We start from the raw sequence: 15,248 nt of genomic DNA, 5'->3' as shown, positions 1-15,248 counted from the left end.
GTTAGCCCATCGGGCAATGAGAATAAAAATCATCCGGCGTATAAGTAATCTGCTGAAATTGTTCGGCAATGACCTGCGCAAAACGCGGATCGTTAATATGATAAGGCGTTTTTATCAGCCGACGTCTGTTTGTTTGCTGCAGTGTGCCTTCCAGCGCTTGCACAAAAGCAACCAGTGCGAGCGGATCCCAAAACGGCTGGCCCGGTGCATCCAGGGCTGACACGCCACCTTCCGGAATGACGAATCTCACTTCGCCTTCGCAGGCATTCATTTTTTCCCCGATCCAGCGTCCGATAAGGGAATTCTCCTGTGCGGTGGTGCGCACCAGAGTGACCTGCGGGTTATGGTGATGCAACAGACGCCCGGCATAGCGATCCGGCACGGTTTTTGGCGAGCCGAAGTTGATCATATCCAATGCGCCACAGGAGAGTACGCAAGGGATACCGGTGCGCGCGATGGCACCGAAGCGATCCTCATTACAGGGCAAAACGCCGCCGAACAGATAATCTGCCACCTCGGTAGTTGTAAGAGCCAGCGCGGCGTTCAGTAAGCAGTTGCCAGCGCTCTGCGAGCTGCTCTGCAACTGTCATTGCAGCAGTGGGCGAATGCGACGCCGGGTGAAAAATTCGTACGCGGCAACCGCAAACGTCTGCTGAAGCTGGCGGTAGAACCGTTACAGGATAAACTGCCACCAGAGGCGTTGCAGATGGTGATTCATTCTTTTTCACTGATTTATGGTTCGGAAGTTTTTCTGGTACTGAAAGATATTTGGGGTTTGGATCTCGGCGGCATTCAGGATGTGACGCAGTGGATGGCGAAGGCCATTATTCGGCAGGCCGAAGAAGATGCGATGAACAGCAGAAAACCGTTAGCATGATAATCCAATTTTCAACGTTCTTCTCGGTCAAAACCAGCACATTTCACTGAGTAAATATCGGCAATTCTTATAATTTAAAGTGATAAGAGGGGCCGGAAAGCTATTTTTAATAGGCCTAAGGGAAAATAGCCCTCGGCCTTTTTGTTTTTATATTATACATATTTATCATTGTGTTATATTTTTATCCACCGCAATTAAAACGCTCTCTCCGGCCATTTATGGTCATTTGAAATCCTTATGCATCCCCTCTCCTTTACATCACGTTTATCGGTCCCAATCAGGCTGTCTCGCTATTGACCCATTAGGCGTGCTTGAGATTGTTGTGCTTTATTTATTTGGTGTTACGAAACTGTTACACAAAAAAACCAATAAAACATTTGCAAACAACAATGGATGGTATCTGGGATGGAAAATAAACGTAGAGGACCCAAGCCTGTTCAGGCGGCCTTTGGCTGGCCTGAAATTGGCGTGAATCGCGCACAATGGAGCGCAGTGCTTTTATGTCTGGCGGCGATCGGCGGAGCGCAGGCCGCACCCTATGTCGAGAGCGGCAGGCAGGGCGATCCGGCCAGTTGGCGCAGCAATGAATTCAACGCTGAATGGGGCCTGGGGGCGATCCATGCTGAGCAGGCCTACGCCGCCGGTTATACTGGAAAAGGCGTTAAGCTCGGTATTTTCGATCAGCCGGTGTATGCCCAACATCCGGAGTTTGCCAGCCCGGGCAAGGTGATCAACCTGGTCACGACCGGCATCCGCGAGTACACCGATCCTTACATCCCGGTGAAGAAAGGCGACGCATTCCGTTATGACGGCACGCCGAGCGTGGATTCAGACGGCACGCTCGGCTCACATGGCACCCATGTGGGCGGTATCGCAGCCGGCAACCGCGATGGCGGCGAAATGCACGGCGTGGCGTTCAATGCGCAAATCATCAGCGCGGAAAACGGTGACCCGGGGCCGGAAGACGGCATCATTCTCGGCAACGACGGCGCGGTATACCAAGCCGGTTGGGATGCGCTGATCGCCAGCGGTGCGCGCATCATCAATAACAGCTGGGGTATCGGCATCACCGAGAAGTTCGATGAAGGTGGCAAGGATCCGGCTTACCCTCACTTCACGCTCGCCGACGCGCAGAAACAGTTCGATCAAATCAAACAGATATTGGGCACCAAAGCCGGTGGTGCCTATCAGGGCGCTATCGATGCGGCGCGCAGCGGCATCGTCACCATTTTTGCCGCGGGCAATGACTACAACCTGAATAACCCGGATGCGATGGCCGGCCTGGCCTATTTCGTGCCGGAGATTGCCCCCAACTGGCTTTCCGTCGCCAGCCTGCAAGATCCGAACAATAGCGGCGATTACAGCATCAGCACCTTCTCTTCACGCTGCGGTTATACCGCCAGCTTCTGCGTTGCCGCGCCGGGCAGCAAAGTCTACAGCTCGATCATCGAAGGCAACAGCCTGGAGAATCTGACCACGGGTTACGCCAAATACAGCGGCACCTCGATGGCGGCTCCGCACGTGGCTGGCAGCATTGCGGTGCTGATGGAGCGCTTCCCGTACATGACCGGCGCGCAGGTCGCTTCGGTACTGAAGACCACCACCGTCGATATGGGCGCGCCGGGTATCGATGCGCTGTTTGGCTGGGGGATGATCGATCTGGGCAAAGCGATTCGCGGTCCGGGCATGTTCGTCACTGAACAGGACATTCCGGAGGAATTTCGCGTCAGTGGTGCCTATGGTCCCGAGCAGTTTGTGGTGAATTTGCCGGGCATCGGCGCGGTACTGGACAAAGGCAAACCGACTGAGCGGGTATGCGACGATGTTCACTGCGGGCTGGACGTCTGGAGCAATGCTATCTCCGGCCACGGTGGCCTGACCAAGCAGGGTATTGGCACCCTGGTGCTGACCGGGGCCAACACCTACGCCGGCCCGACGCGGGTTAACGAGGGTCTGCTGGCGATCAACGGTTCGGTCACCTCGGCGGTGACGGTGCAAAACGCCGGTATTCTGGGCGGCTCCGGCAGCGTCGGTTCGTTGACCGCTCGCCGTGGCGGTACCGTGGCGCCGGGCAATTCGATCGGCACGCTCAACGTGGCAAACAACGTCAGCTTCGAACCGGGTTCGCGCTATGCGGTGGAAGTGGCACCGAATGGCCAGAGCGATCGGATCCACAGTGGCGGATCGGCGACGATCGGCGGTGGCGAGGTGGCGGTCTCGCTGGAGAACAGCCCTAACCTGTTATCGCAAAGCGAAGTACGCAGCCTGCTCGGCCAGCAGTACAACATTCTGACGGCGGATCAGGGCGTCAGCGGGCAGTTTTCTTCAACGTCAAGCTTCTCCCCCTTCCTGGACTCCGGGCTGAGCTATCAGCCTAATCAGGTGACTCTGAGCATCGAACGCAACGACATCCGCTTTGCCAGCGTGGCGCAAACGCAGAACGAGCGTGCGGTGGCGGTGGCGGCGGATGCGCTGGCGGCGGGCAACCCGGTGTACGAGAGCATCCTCAACGCCGGTTCGGCAGGGGAAGCGCGGCAGGCGTTCCGGCAGCTGTCCGGGCAGATCCACGCGGATATCGCGTCGGCGCAGGTCAACGACAGCCGCTACCTGCGTGAGGCGCTCAACGGCCGCCTGCGGCAGGCGGAAGGGCTGGCGACTGCGCCGGACATCAAGTCTGACGAAGGCGGTGCCTGGGCGCAACTGCTGGGCGCCTGGGATCATGCATCGGGCGATGCCAACGCCACCGGCTACCAGGCATCCACCTACGGCGTGCTGCTGGGGCTGGACTCGGCATTGGCTGACGACGGGCGATTGGGGGTCGCGACCGGCTATACCCGCACTTCGCTGGACGGTGGCTACGGTTCGAACGCCGACAGCGACAACTACCACCTGGCAGTGTACGGCGGCAAACAGTTCGGTGAGCTGGCGTTGCGCGCCGGCGGCGCCTACACCTGGCACCGCATCGATACCTCACGCTCGGTCAATTACGGCGCGCAGTCGGATCGCGAAACCGCGAAGTACAGCGCGCGCACTGAGCAGGTATTCGCCGAAGCGGGTTACAGCGTGAAGGCCGGTTGGGTGAACCTGGAGCCGTTCGCCAACCTGGCGTACATCAACTTCCAGAACAACGGCATCTCTGAAGACGGCGGCGCCGCAGCACTGCATGGCGACAAGCAGCACACCGACGCCACCGTCTCGACGTTGGGGTTGCGCGCCGATACCGAGTGGCAGGCGAGCAAAACGACATCGGTAGCGCTGCGCAGCGAACTGGGCTGGCAGCATCAGTACGGCGATCTGGATCGCGGCACCGGGCTGCGGTTCAACGGCGGCAGCTCGCCGTTCGTGGTGAACAGCGTGTCGGCATCGCGTGACGGTGCAGTGCTGAAGGCCAGCGCGGAAGTGGCGGTGAACAAAAACGCCACGCTGTCGCTGGGCTACGGCGGCCTGCTGTCGCAAAACCATCAGGACAACAGCGTCAACGCCGGTTTTACCTGGCATTTCTGATCTTAAAAAAACCAACGGAACAGCCGCCCCGCCTGGGGCGGTTTTACGCAAAATAAAAAGGATAAGGGAATGAAGCAATCTGCAGGAAACAATAAATCGGCATTGGCGCCAACCTGGAAACTAAACGCCTTGCTGTGTGCAATGCTGGCGGCGGGAGGGGCGCAGGCGGCCCCGCATGATGTGGGCGGCAACCCAGGCGATCCGGCCAGTTGGCGTAGCGATGAATTCAAGGCTGACTGGGGGCTGGGCGCGATCCACGCCGATGAGGCCTATGCGGCGGGCTATACCGGCAAAGGGCAAAAAGTGGGGATCTTCGATACCCCGGTGAACAAGCATCCTGAATTTGCCGGCGACGGCAAGCTGACCAACGTGGTGACCGAAGGCTATCGCGCCTATACCGATCCACATCGGCCGGGAATTAATGCCGGCGATCGTTTTTACTTCGACGGGACCTTCCATTTTTACAGCGGTTCACAAGGTTTGCTGAGTAATCACGGGGTCCATGTGGCGGGTATCACTGCCGCCAATCGCGACGGTACCGGCATGCACGGCGTTGCCTTTGATTCGCAGATCGTCAGCGTGGACAACGACAATGATGGCCCGGCTTACGGGGAGTTTCTCGGGTTGGACGGCAGCGTGACCAACGCAGGTTGGCAGGCGATGATCAACAACGGCGTACGGGTGATCAACAACAGTTGGGGTGTCAGTATCCCTGACTTCCTTTCGGATAATGGCGGTAAACCCGAGGCCCTGCATTTCGAGTTAAAAGATGCGCAGGAACAGTTTGATCAGGTCAAACCGCTGCTCGGTAGCCTGGCCGGTGCGGGGTATCAGGGGGCGATCGACGCTGCCCGTAACAACATTCTGGTGCTGTTTGCTGCCGGGAACGACGGGAACTACAACCAACCGGATGTGATCAGCGGCCTGGCCTATTTTGTGCCGGATATTGCGCCTAACTGGTTGTCGGTTGCCAGTATTCAGGATCCGACGAAAACCGGCGACTACAGCATCAGCACCTTCTCTTCGCGCTGCGGCTATACCGCCAGTTTCTGCGTTGCTGCCCCGGGCAGTAAAATCTATAGCACCGTGGCTAACGGTTCAGATCCAAATCAATTGGTCTCGGACTACGGCATTAAAAGCGGCACCTCAATGGCGACGCCGCACGTGACCGGCGCGGTAGCTGTGCTGTTGCAGCGTTTTCCGTACATGACGTCGGCGCAGATTGCCGACGTGTTAAAGACTACCGCCACCGATATGGGTGCGCCGGGCATCGATGCGCTGTACGGCTGGGGGATGATCAACCTGGGCAAAGCGATTAACGGGCCGGGGATGTTCTATACCGTTGAAGATATTCCGCAGGAGTTCCGTATTCCCGATCCGGCCGGCGTGGCTTACGGTTCAACGCAGTTTGTCGCCAATATTCCAGGTTTGGGGGCGGAGGTCGATCAAGGCACGCTGCATGCGCGCATTTGTGATGACTTCCACTGTGGGTGGGAAGTGTACTCAAATAACATTTCCGGCCACGGCGGCCTGACCAAAGAGGGGGCGGGCGCGCTGGTGCTGACCGGGGCTAATACTTACGCCGGCCCGACGTTGGTCAATCATGGTCTGCTGGCGATCAACGGTTCGGTCACCTCGGCGGTGACGGTGCAGAACGCCGGTATTCTGGGCGGCTCCGGCAGCGTCGGTTCGCTGACCGCCCGCCGTGGCGGCACCGTGGCGCCGGGCAACTCGATCGGCACGCTCAATGTGGCCAACAACGTCAGCTTCGAGCCGGGTTCGCGCTATGCGGTGGAAGTGGCGCCGAACGGCCAGAGCGATCGGATCCACAGCGGCGGATCGGCGTCGATCACCGGCGGCGAGGTGGTGGTCTCGCTGGAGAACAGCCCTAACCTGTTATCGCAAAGCGAAGTGCGCAGCCTGCTCGGCCAGCAGTACAACATTCTGACGGCGGATCAGGGCGTCAGCGGGCAGTTTGACGCGGTGGCACCGAATTATCTGTTCCTGGGCACCGGGCTGAGCTATCAGCCGAATCAGGTGACGCTGAACGTCGGTCGTAATGACACCGCCTTCGCCAGCGTGGCGCAAACGCAGAACGAGCGTTCGGTCGCGGCGGCGGCGGATGCGCTGGCGGCGGGCAACCCGGTGTACGAGAGCATCCTCAACGCCGGTTCGGCGGGGGAAGCGCGGCAGGCGTTCCGTCAGTTGTCCGGGCAGATCCACGCGGATATCGCGTCGGCGCAGGTCAACGACAGCCGCTACCTGCGTGAGGCGCTCAACGGCCGCCTGCGGCAGGCGGAAGGGCTGGCGACCTCACCGGACATCAAGTCCGACGAAGGCGGTGCCTGGGCGCAGCTGCTGGGTGCCTGGGATCATGCATCGGGCGATGCCAACGCCACCGGCTATCAGGCCTCGACCTACGGGGTGCTGCTGGGACTGGACTCGGCGCTGGCTGACGACGGGCGGTTAGGGGTCGCGACCGGCTATACCCGCACTTCGCTGGACGGCGGCTACGGTTCGAACGCCGACAGCGACAACTACCACCTGGCGGTGTACGGCGGCAAACAGTTCGGTGAGCTGGCGCTGCGCGCCGGTGGTGCCTACACCTGGCACCGTATCGATACCTCGCGCTCGGTCAACTATGGTGCGCAGTCGGATCGCGAAACCGCGAAGTACAGCGCGCGTACCGAGCAGGTGTTCGCCGAAGCGGGTTACAGCGTGAAAGCCGGTTGGGTGAACCTGGAGCCGTTCGCCAACCTGGCGTACATCAACTTCCAGAACAACGGCATCTCTGAAGACGGCGGCGCGGCGGCGCTGCATGGCGACAAGCAGCACACCGACGCCACCGTCTCGACGCTGGGGTTGCGCGCCGATACCGAGTGGCAGGCGAGCAAAACGACGGCGGTCGCGTTGCGCAGCGAACTGGGCTGGCAGCATCAGTACGGCGATCTGGATCGCGGCACCGGGCTGCGGTTCAACGGCGGCAGTTCGCCGTTCGTGGTGAACAGCGTGTCGGCATCGCGTGACGGTGCAGTGCTGAAGGCCAGCGCGGAAGTGGCGGTGAACAAAAACGCCACGCTGTCGCTGGGCTACGGTGGCCTGCTGTCGCAAAACCATCAGGACAACAGCGTCAACGCCGGTTTTACCTGGCGTTTTTAACGCTTCTTGCCTGAAAGACACGGGGTCAGCTTGCTGGCCCCGTTTTTATTGGGGCCGGGTAACAGTGACGACAAGGGGAGCTACCCGTATGATGCCTCGCCCGGTTTGGCGAAAAAACGGCAATAAAAAACCGGGACCCTTGCGGATCCCGGCTCAAAAGTGGGTAAAACAGATTAGCGCTACGGCTCAAATCCCGGTTTGCTCACAGACTGAGTGAATGCATACATCCTTCAGCAGCGGCAATCGGAACTAATTTTCCCTGGTGTTATTATGGTTATTATCAAAAGTGGTTCTAGTATTATTTTTTATAGTGTATTGCTGTATGTGTCTTTTGATACCATGTTTGACCATAGAACATGGTATGTCAAGCAACGTTTTTAAATTAAGATTGCATGGTATGCAATGTTTTGAGCGTGCTTTTTCATAATTCATAATTAAAACAACTAATAAATAAGCAGAAAAATCGAAGGGAAAAATGGATAACAATCACCACAAATTCGATTCGTTGTCGATTGCAAACCGGGTCAGGGAACTGTTTTTGCATTACGGCATTGGTAAGCGGCAGCATGCAAAAGAGCTTAGCCGTATTCTGGATCTGAGTTTTTCACATGCGCATCGAAAACTGAAAGGGCAAAGCCCCTGGACGCTGGAGCAGATCAACAGCGTAGCTGCTGCGTTGGGCGAAACGCCGGCGGCTATCGCGGACATGGGTGCGGAACAGGAGGCGTCGGCGCAAACTATGGCGCAGGATGCCATCTTTTTTGTGGCGGGTGCGGAAATTGCCTGCGTCGGTCATATCGGCGATGAACTGCCGGCCGGGCGACAGGCGGAGTTCGTGGCGCTGAAGCCGGACCAGCAATGGCATATTTATCGTGCGGACGATGCGCCGTTGGGTAAACGCTTTTGGGTTGAATTGATCGAGATCCGCCCGAGCCATACCGATGATGAGCGTTTGAGCATTGCGGTGCTGGATGATTCGCATCAGGCGGCGGATGAACTGGCAAAATACCTCGATGGCCGCGGTTTCACGGCGGTGGCATTCTACGACGTCGGCAGTTTTTGCCAGGCGCTGCAACAAAGCCTGTTCGACGGTTATGTGGTCGACTGGCTGATCGGCGAGGAAACGGCGGATAAATGCATTGAAGCCATCCGCAGCTCCGACAACCCGGATGCACCGGTGCTGGTGCTGACCGGCCAGTTGGGCACCGATCAGCGCGAGTCGGAAATCGCCAAAGCGATGCGTGACTATGACGTGCTCGGCCCCTATGAAAAGCCGGTGCGGCTTCACGTCATCGAAGCCGCCTTGTTGCGGTGCTTTAATCTTTAGCGGTGAACAGCGAAGCCAACGCGGTGGACAGCGAGTCTAACCGCACCGGCTTCATTAAATAGTTATCGAACAGCGCCCGCTGTTCGGCAGACAGTTGTTCCGGGGGGTAGGCGCTGATGCCGATAATCGGCACCTGGCGGTTGGGGCCGCGGCGGCTGCGCAGCTGTTTGGCCAGCGCGGCGCCATCGATGCCGGGCATTTGCAGATCCAGCAGCAGCGCGTCGTAAGGCCGCCGGAACAGTTTTTGCAGCGCCCGTTCAGGCGAGTTGCACAGCTCGTGCCGGTAACCCAGTTTGTCCAACAGCGCCGCAAAGGCGTCGCTTACCGACTTATTGTCATCCACCACCAGAATATGCTGCTGTTTCTGCGCCAGGCCGTGGTGCTGCGTCGGTGTTGCACCCAATTCCTCTTCATCGCCGATCTCGACAGGGATGCTGACGATAAAGGTGCTGCCTTTTTTGATTTCGCTGTAGACGGTAATGGTGCCGTTGAGCAGCGTCACCAGCCCGTGCACAATCGCCAACCCCATGCCGACGCCGCCATACTGCCGGGTGTGCGACTGATCAAGTTGGGTAAAGGGCCTGAATATTTGGTCGAGCATCTCTTTTTCGATGCCGATACCGGTGTCGGTGACCTCGATAATCAACGCGCTGCCGGTTGGCTGCCGCCGCAGGCAACTGTGCAGCGTGATGGTGCCGCTTTCGGTGTATTTGTAGGCGTTGGTCAGCAGGTTGACGATGATCTGCCTGATACGCAACGGATCTGAATGTATTTGCTGGTGGCCGCACTCAACCTCGCACAACAGCGTAACCCGATCTTTCTGGCTCAGCGTGGTGATTTCATTCGCCGTTTCCTCGATCAACCGTTGGGCGTCGAACGGCACTATGCGCAATTCCATCATGCCGCTGTCCAGATGGGCATAATCGGTCAGGTCCTTCATCTGGCTTTCAACCTGCTGCGCGGCGGTTTCCAGCCGCTGGAAGGTATCCGCATGTTCGGCCGACACTTTAGTATTCACCAACACGTCAATGGCGGACATGATGCTTTGCAACGAGGTACGCAACTCGTGGCCGATGGCCCCGAGAAAGGCATTTTTGGTGCGCGTGGCTTTCTCCGCCTCAATCGCTTTGGCCTGTTGCCGGATGGTCAGGCGCTGCTGGCGCAACACAATCAGGGTGATGGCAATCAGGGCGATCACCGAGAACATCACGATCACCAGACCATAAAAAATGATGTGCCGCTTTTCGATATAGTCTTCATAGGCGGCGGTACGCTGCTTCACTTCGGCGTGATCGGTCAGGTTGGCCATCTCAATCGAGTAAGGCTTGATTTGTTTCATGGCCTGCGAAATGCGGGTGAAATCAATCGACGGGCTATTCAGCAAAGTATCAATCCGATCCATTTGCCGACGCATTTGGGTGACCACTTCAGGGTAACCCGGTTCGGCATACAGCGGCTGCGTGGATTCGGATACTGTTTCCAGCACGTAAAAGCGGGAATAAAGGATTTCAAATTTAAGCCTGAGATCTTCGCTATCCACCTGCTGCGCGTTTTTCTGCTGTTCGACCAGGGTTTCAAATTCGGCCAGCTTGATGGCGAATTTGGCGATCGACCAGGAGTAATTTTCCTGAGTGCCGGCAATGGCATACAGCCCTTTTTTTGACAGGGTGGCGCTGTAGTAATACAGCGTTACCGTGGAGGCAACCAAAAAAAGCGCGGCAAAAATCGCTGGGATCGCCAACCTGCTGCCGCTTTTAAATCCTTTAAGCTTCATTTAATTACAATCCTGTCCACTTGCCAGATAAAGCGCGAGTTGTAGAGCGGGGAATTTAACTCAGGCCCTGCGTCATCCCTTGGATAAACCAAAAACAGCGGTCCGAAGTTTCGGATCTTCAGCATTTCGCCGTCCATCTTGTAGGCCAAAATTATATGGTATTTCTCGACGTCGGACAGCGGCACGTCGATGTAATAATCGTTCAGCGCATAAAACGTCAGCGTGCTGCCTTTGGCCCCCACGCGCGCCAAAATATCCGCCACGGCCACCCCTTCGAACTTTCTTTGCGGCGTCCAGGAGGTTGAGGTGGTGATGCTGTGCACCGGCATCGCCAACAGTTGTTTATCGGTAAACAGATGACTTTTTTTTGCCGGGTCGGTGGCGTTTTCGATATTGCCCGTCACTTCCAGAGTGAAACTTAGCGCGCTGGATTGAACGATGACCAGCGCAAAAAATGCCCACGCGGCGTTTTTAAAAAAAGTGAACAGCATCGGTGTTCTCCAGAAGTAGCGGAAGTCTGCATAGGGCCTGCTAATTTAACAGGCAAAATAATGGCAGAAAATACAGGGTTGTGCCGGAGGAAAGGGTAAATGAAGTGAAATTAAGCAGGCCGGGGCATGACCCCGGTCTGATAGAGGAACGGGGTCGGGTTTAGTCGGCAGAGGTGGCCTGGAGAATATTCAATGCGGCCGACAGGCTTACCGGGGCGCTGGACAGGGGAACTCGATCGGTTGCGATCGTGGCTAGCGCCCCTTCCATCCACGGGTGCATCAGCACCACCTCGGTGGCACCTTGTTGGCTGGCCTGTTCGGCGGCCAGTGCGGTAAGCCGCAGGGCCGCTTGGGTATTACCGCGTTGCAACTGCAAGCCACAGTCCGGCACAACCCGGGCTTCAACTCTCTGGGCGGCGCGCTTGCCTGCTTCTTCAAACAACCGTTGCGTATACAGCGCCGAGGCTTCTGTGGCGCACAGAGCCACGATCGAATCACTTGCCTGCAGCGCCCTTTGCGCCAGCACATAGTCCGCTCTGAGTATCGGGACTGGCGAGGTTGCGGCGAGCGCTCTGGCGGCGCCGGAGAGCGTGGAACAGGTCAGCACCACCACATCGGCAGTGTGGCTTAGTGTTTCAAGTGCGGCGCAGACCTGTTGTTCCAGGTCTGGTGCTCTCGTTTCCGCTGCGGCACGCAGATCGGCGCGAACGGCGTGCACCAGTGAATCTGCGGGCAAGCCGAGCCGAGCCGCAGTCTGAGTAAATATCGCAATATTGGTTTCAAAGGTATGCAGTAACGCGATACGCATGTGAAGGGCTCCATGAGGTTTTGACGGTTGCCTGCAAACTAGCGTACTTTCTGACGGACAATGTCCAAATTTCATGATGAATAGTACAAATATGCACAGGCATGACCGGCTGGCCGCCTTTCTCAGGGCCTTTGATCTGAAAGCCAGAGTGTTTTCCGACCCGACAGACCCTGCCAACCTCTACGTCGCCGCGCGTGCGGCGGGAGAAGGGGCATCACATATCCGTTTTAACGTCGCAGGCGGGCCGCCGCCGGAAGGTGAGTTTGCAGTCATCGTCAGCGCCGGCGTCGATTTTTCCGGCGAGCTGAACCCGCTGGTCGGTACCTTGCCCGACAGAATGGATTTTTTGCTGGCGGATACGCCGGCGCTGCAGGGCGTTGCCGATTTGTTTATTGACGAAGCGCAATCCCCCCGTTGTGGCACGGTGTCGGTGCAGGATCGGTTGTGCGAAGTCATCATTGTGCTGGTCATCCGGCGCGCTATCGCCGCCGGTGCGGTGAAAGCCGGCATGTTGGCCGGGCTGGCCCATCCTGCCCTTCACCGCAGCTTGGTTGCCATGCATGACGAGCCGGCCTGCAAATGGTCGGTTGAAAGGCTGGCGCAGATCGCCGGCATGTCGCGCAGCCATTTTATCGAGCGATTCGGCACGGTTGTGGGGGAAACGCCGGGTGCCTATCTCACGGCATGGCGTTTAACGCTGGGCAGAAAAGCGCTGATGTCGGGGCGAAGCGTCAAGCAGGTGGCCTATCAGGTTGGGTTTGGCAGCGTGGAGGCATTTTCGCGGGCATTTTCCGCCAAATATGGCGTGCCCCCGAGCTCGGTGAAAAAGGGTGTGGGATGACAGTGATGAAATAAAAAAGCCAGGTGCCGATGCAACCTGGTTTTTTTAATGCACAATCAGGTGACTGATGCAGAGTAATCAACGCTTTTTAAAAACGTTAAATGTTGAAATCAGGAGTTCACAGCATGTCAGTAGTGACGAATAACTCGCTTCTCAGTGAAACTGCCGTTCAGACAGCGCCGACGGCCTCGGCCCTCAATACCTTGAAAATGCTGGTGCGTTACAAAGCCTGGGCGGATGCATTGACGTTCAGCAACGTCAGATCCTTGCCGGAGGGCGAAGCCCTGAAACAGCGCCCGACGCGGTTTGGCAATATGGTGCATACGTTAAACCATACCTACGTGGTGGACGATATCTTCAGGCACCATCTGCAGGGGAAAAAGCACGGCTATACCGCGCGCAATACCGAACATACGCCGGCGTTTGAGGATTTGTGGCAAGCGGTGCAGGAAATGGACCGCTGGTATATCGATCTGGTGGACAGCTGGTCAAACGAGGATCTGACGAAAGCCGTTCATTTCGAGTTTGTCGGCGGGGGTGAAGGCGTGATGACGCAGGAGGAAATTGTGCTGCACCTCGTGAATCACGCCACCTATCACCGGGGCTTTGTCGGCGACATGATGTACCAGGTGCCCTTTACGCCGCCATCGAATGACCTGCCGGTGTTTATCAGGGATCATTTCAACCAGGCCCGTTAAGCTGGGAGCTAGCTGCCGAGCATTCGGTTTTTTGAAACCTCCGCATCGATATAAACAGGTCAGGATGTTGAAGATCCTGACCTTATCTCTCTCCTTAATATCGCCATACCAGTGAAAAACCGATATTCATTGAGCTGGTAGCGAAACCCTGGGGTTTATAGAGCGGTGTGCCGATGAAGGTATCGAGGCTGGTATTCCACTTTTCAATTCTTACGCCCGCGATACCGCCTGCCAATTTATGCCCAATAGCGTTCTCGCTCTGCATGACATAGCCATAATCCATGCCAACATAGGGTTGTACCGGGAATGAACTTAAGTTCCAGGCTATCGTATTTTGCCAGTAGATACCTTTATTGCCGAACAAGTTGAGCTCGCCATCAAATCCTCTCACGGTATTACGACTCCCAATGCCTAACTTGTCCTGTATTGGCAAGTCGTAATTGGCGAGTTGTAACGTTAACCCGCCCCTATAATCCATGGAAAGGTCGGATAGCATGAAGGGGTTAAATACGCTGGCTTCGGCTTTAATAATGTGGCTGCTTAAGTTATAGGCACCATCGAGACGATCGGCCTGGAACCATCGCATATTTTTCAAAAGATCCAGCGACAACGAAATCCTTGCATCATCAATGTAGTGCAGGTGTTTGGCACCAATTTTTATAGTGGTTAAGCGTTTACGCTGAAGGTCTATTTCCGTGTCATTAATAAAATAATGATAATCCCGCTCCAATAACTGCGCATTGAGCGTGGTTTTGTACCGGGCACCGCGTGATACCGTTCGGCCAATTTGCAGGCTGAGGCTTTCTGCTTTGCCTTTATATTGGTAGTCAATAGCATAGCCGGGAATACCCTGATGGTATTTGCTCTTACCTGCAAACAGGTCTAATGACCAGAACCCATACGGAAGGGAGTAAGATATTGCGTGTGAACTATTGCCACGGGTGTCAGATCTTTCAATATTCTGTGAGCGTGATGCGTAGAGGGTATCGTTAAGCGAGGTCAGGTTATAGAGGAAAAGCGCGGCGCCGCCCTGATAGCGACCAGTGGCTTTGGTACCAGAGTCATCCACCCAGGATGCTACCTGCCAGTATTTCTCTTGTCTGCGCAGCACTTCAATTTTACTTTCTCCCGGTGTTTGGCTGGGCATAATGCGGATATCGGACTGGGTGCCGGGGATGGCATTGATGTTTTCCAGCCCTTGTTCAACGTTGCGGATATTGAGTATGTCACCGGTTTTCAGTGGAAAAGCGCTGGCCAGATTGAAATGCCCGCTGCTGTCGTCACTCAGCCTTAGGATGCCGACACGGCCATAACTGAGAGAAAGGGTGATAGCCTCTTCTTTTGCATGATAGGCGGTCAACGTCGCGCGAGAGGTGATAAACCCTTCGCCAATGAGCTGATTTTGTATGGCATTTTGCAGGTTGCTTATTCCTGTTGTACCCAGGCACTGCTGCTCCGCGCTACCGGCCAATTGTTTAATGGCGAGGGTTGGGCGTATTCCATCACTTTCAATTTGCACCGTGCGGATCTTCAGGCAGGGGGTTTCCTGCGGGTAGAAGAGAGCCTCTTGCCGCGTGTCGCTCGGTTGGGTGAAGACGGTATGGCCTCCAGACTGCAGCTTATTCTGGATATTTCGCTCTTTATTTTCCTGGCTGACACTCTGTTGTTCCAATGTGGATAATAGATTACCGGCATGGGCAACCCCTGTAAGCAGGAGGCTCAGCAGCAATGGAATATTTTTTTTCATATTAATTTTTTATATCGGGGGA

9 protein-coding genes and 2 pseudogenes are annotated in these 15,248 nt (G+C 56.5%); 6 read left to right on the top strand and 5 right to left on the bottom strand.

What is annotated here, in order from left to right; all coding sequences use genetic code 11:
• Window position 1 precedes the first annotated feature (1 nt).
• A pseudogene (locus ACUTSW_RS22455) lies at window positions 2–550 on the bottom strand (Tm-1-like ATP-binding domain-containing protein); the annotation flags it as partial.
• Window positions 551–562: 12 nt separating this feature from the next.
• On the opposite strand from ACUTSW_RS22455, the pseudogene ACUTSW_RS22450 reads away from it, so the two are divergent.
• The 4 genes and pseudogenes from ACUTSW_RS22450 to ACUTSW_RS22435 form a co-directional block, all read left to right on the top strand.
• Window positions 563–877, top strand: a pseudogene (locus ACUTSW_RS22450) (TetR/AcrR family transcriptional regulator); the annotation flags it as partial.
• 405 nt (window positions 878–1,282) lie between these two features.
• Window positions 1,283–4,381: an autotransporter outer membrane beta-barrel domain-containing protein gene (locus ACUTSW_RS22445; protein ID WP_445585412.1), complete on the top strand. Its 3,099-nt coding sequence runs from the start codon at window positions 1,283–1,285 to the stop codon at window positions 4,379–4,381.
• A 69-nt stretch (window positions 4,382–4,450) separates the two neighbouring features.
• Window positions 4,451–7,540, top strand: coding sequence for an autotransporter outer membrane beta-barrel domain-containing protein (locus ACUTSW_RS22440; RefSeq protein WP_445585411.1), 3,090 nt, complete (start codon window positions 4,451–4,453; stop codon window positions 7,538–7,540).
• Between the two features lie 475 nt (window positions 7,541–8,015).
• Complete coding sequence (locus ACUTSW_RS22435; protein ID WP_445585410.1) at window positions 8,016–8,867, top strand: helix-turn-helix domain-containing protein; 852 nt, start codon at window positions 8,016–8,018, stop codon at window positions 8,865–8,867.
• On the opposite strand, the gene ACUTSW_RS22430 is transcribed toward ACUTSW_RS22435, so the two are convergent.
• From ACUTSW_RS22430 to ACUTSW_RS22420, 3 genes are all read right to left on the bottom strand, one after another.
• Window positions 8,857–10,641 (bottom strand): ATP-binding response regulator, encoded by a 1,785-nt coding sequence (locus ACUTSW_RS22430; protein WP_445585409.1) that lies wholly within the window; start codon window positions 10,639–10,641, stop codon window positions 8,857–8,859. The genes ACUTSW_RS22435 and ACUTSW_RS22430 overlap by 11 nt on opposite strands.
• Window positions 10,638–11,132 carry a molybdopterin-dependent oxidoreductase gene (locus ACUTSW_RS22425; RefSeq protein WP_445585408.1) on the bottom strand — a complete coding sequence of 165 codons (495 nt, stop codon included), beginning with the start codon at window positions 11,130–11,132 and terminating at the stop codon, window positions 10,638–10,640. Before ACUTSW_RS22425 ends, ACUTSW_RS22430 begins: the two co-directional genes overlap by 4 nt.
• 160 nt (window positions 11,133–11,292) lie before the next feature.
• Window positions 11,293–11,940, bottom strand: coding sequence for a hypothetical protein (locus ACUTSW_RS22420; protein ID WP_445585407.1), 648 nt, complete (start codon window positions 11,938–11,940; stop codon window positions 11,293–11,295).
• Window positions 11,941–12,013: 73 nt separating this feature from the next.
• On the opposite strand from ACUTSW_RS22420, the gene ACUTSW_RS22415 reads away from it, so the two are divergent.
• Both ACUTSW_RS22415 and ACUTSW_RS22410 read left to right on the top strand, forming a co-directional pair.
• The gene (locus ACUTSW_RS22415) at window positions 12,014–12,781 is read left to right on the top strand and encodes an AraC family transcriptional regulator (RefSeq protein WP_445585406.1); all 768 of its coding nucleotides are present in this window, start codon (window positions 12,014–12,016) and stop codon (window positions 12,779–12,781) included.
• Between the two features lie 125 nt (window positions 12,782–12,906).
• Complete coding sequence (locus ACUTSW_RS22410; RefSeq protein WP_445585405.1) at window positions 12,907–13,479, top strand: DinB family protein; 573 nt, start codon at window positions 12,907–12,909, stop codon at window positions 13,477–13,479.
• A gap of 94 nt (window positions 13,480–13,573) precedes the next feature.
• Here ACUTSW_RS22410 and ACUTSW_RS22405 read toward each other — a convergent pair whose 3' ends face one another.
• Complete coding sequence (locus tag ACUTSW_RS22405) at window positions 13,574–15,226, bottom strand: ShlB/FhaC/HecB family hemolysin secretion/activation protein (protein WP_445585404.1); 1,653 nt, start codon at window positions 15,224–15,226, stop codon at window positions 13,574–13,576.
• Window positions 15,227–15,248: the final 22 nt, after the last annotated feature.

The organism is Serratia sp. TSA_198.1, from assembly GCF_052686505.1.
The sequence above is the reverse complement of the archived record's forward strand: the minus strand, read 5'-3'. Positions and strand labels throughout refer to the sequence as shown.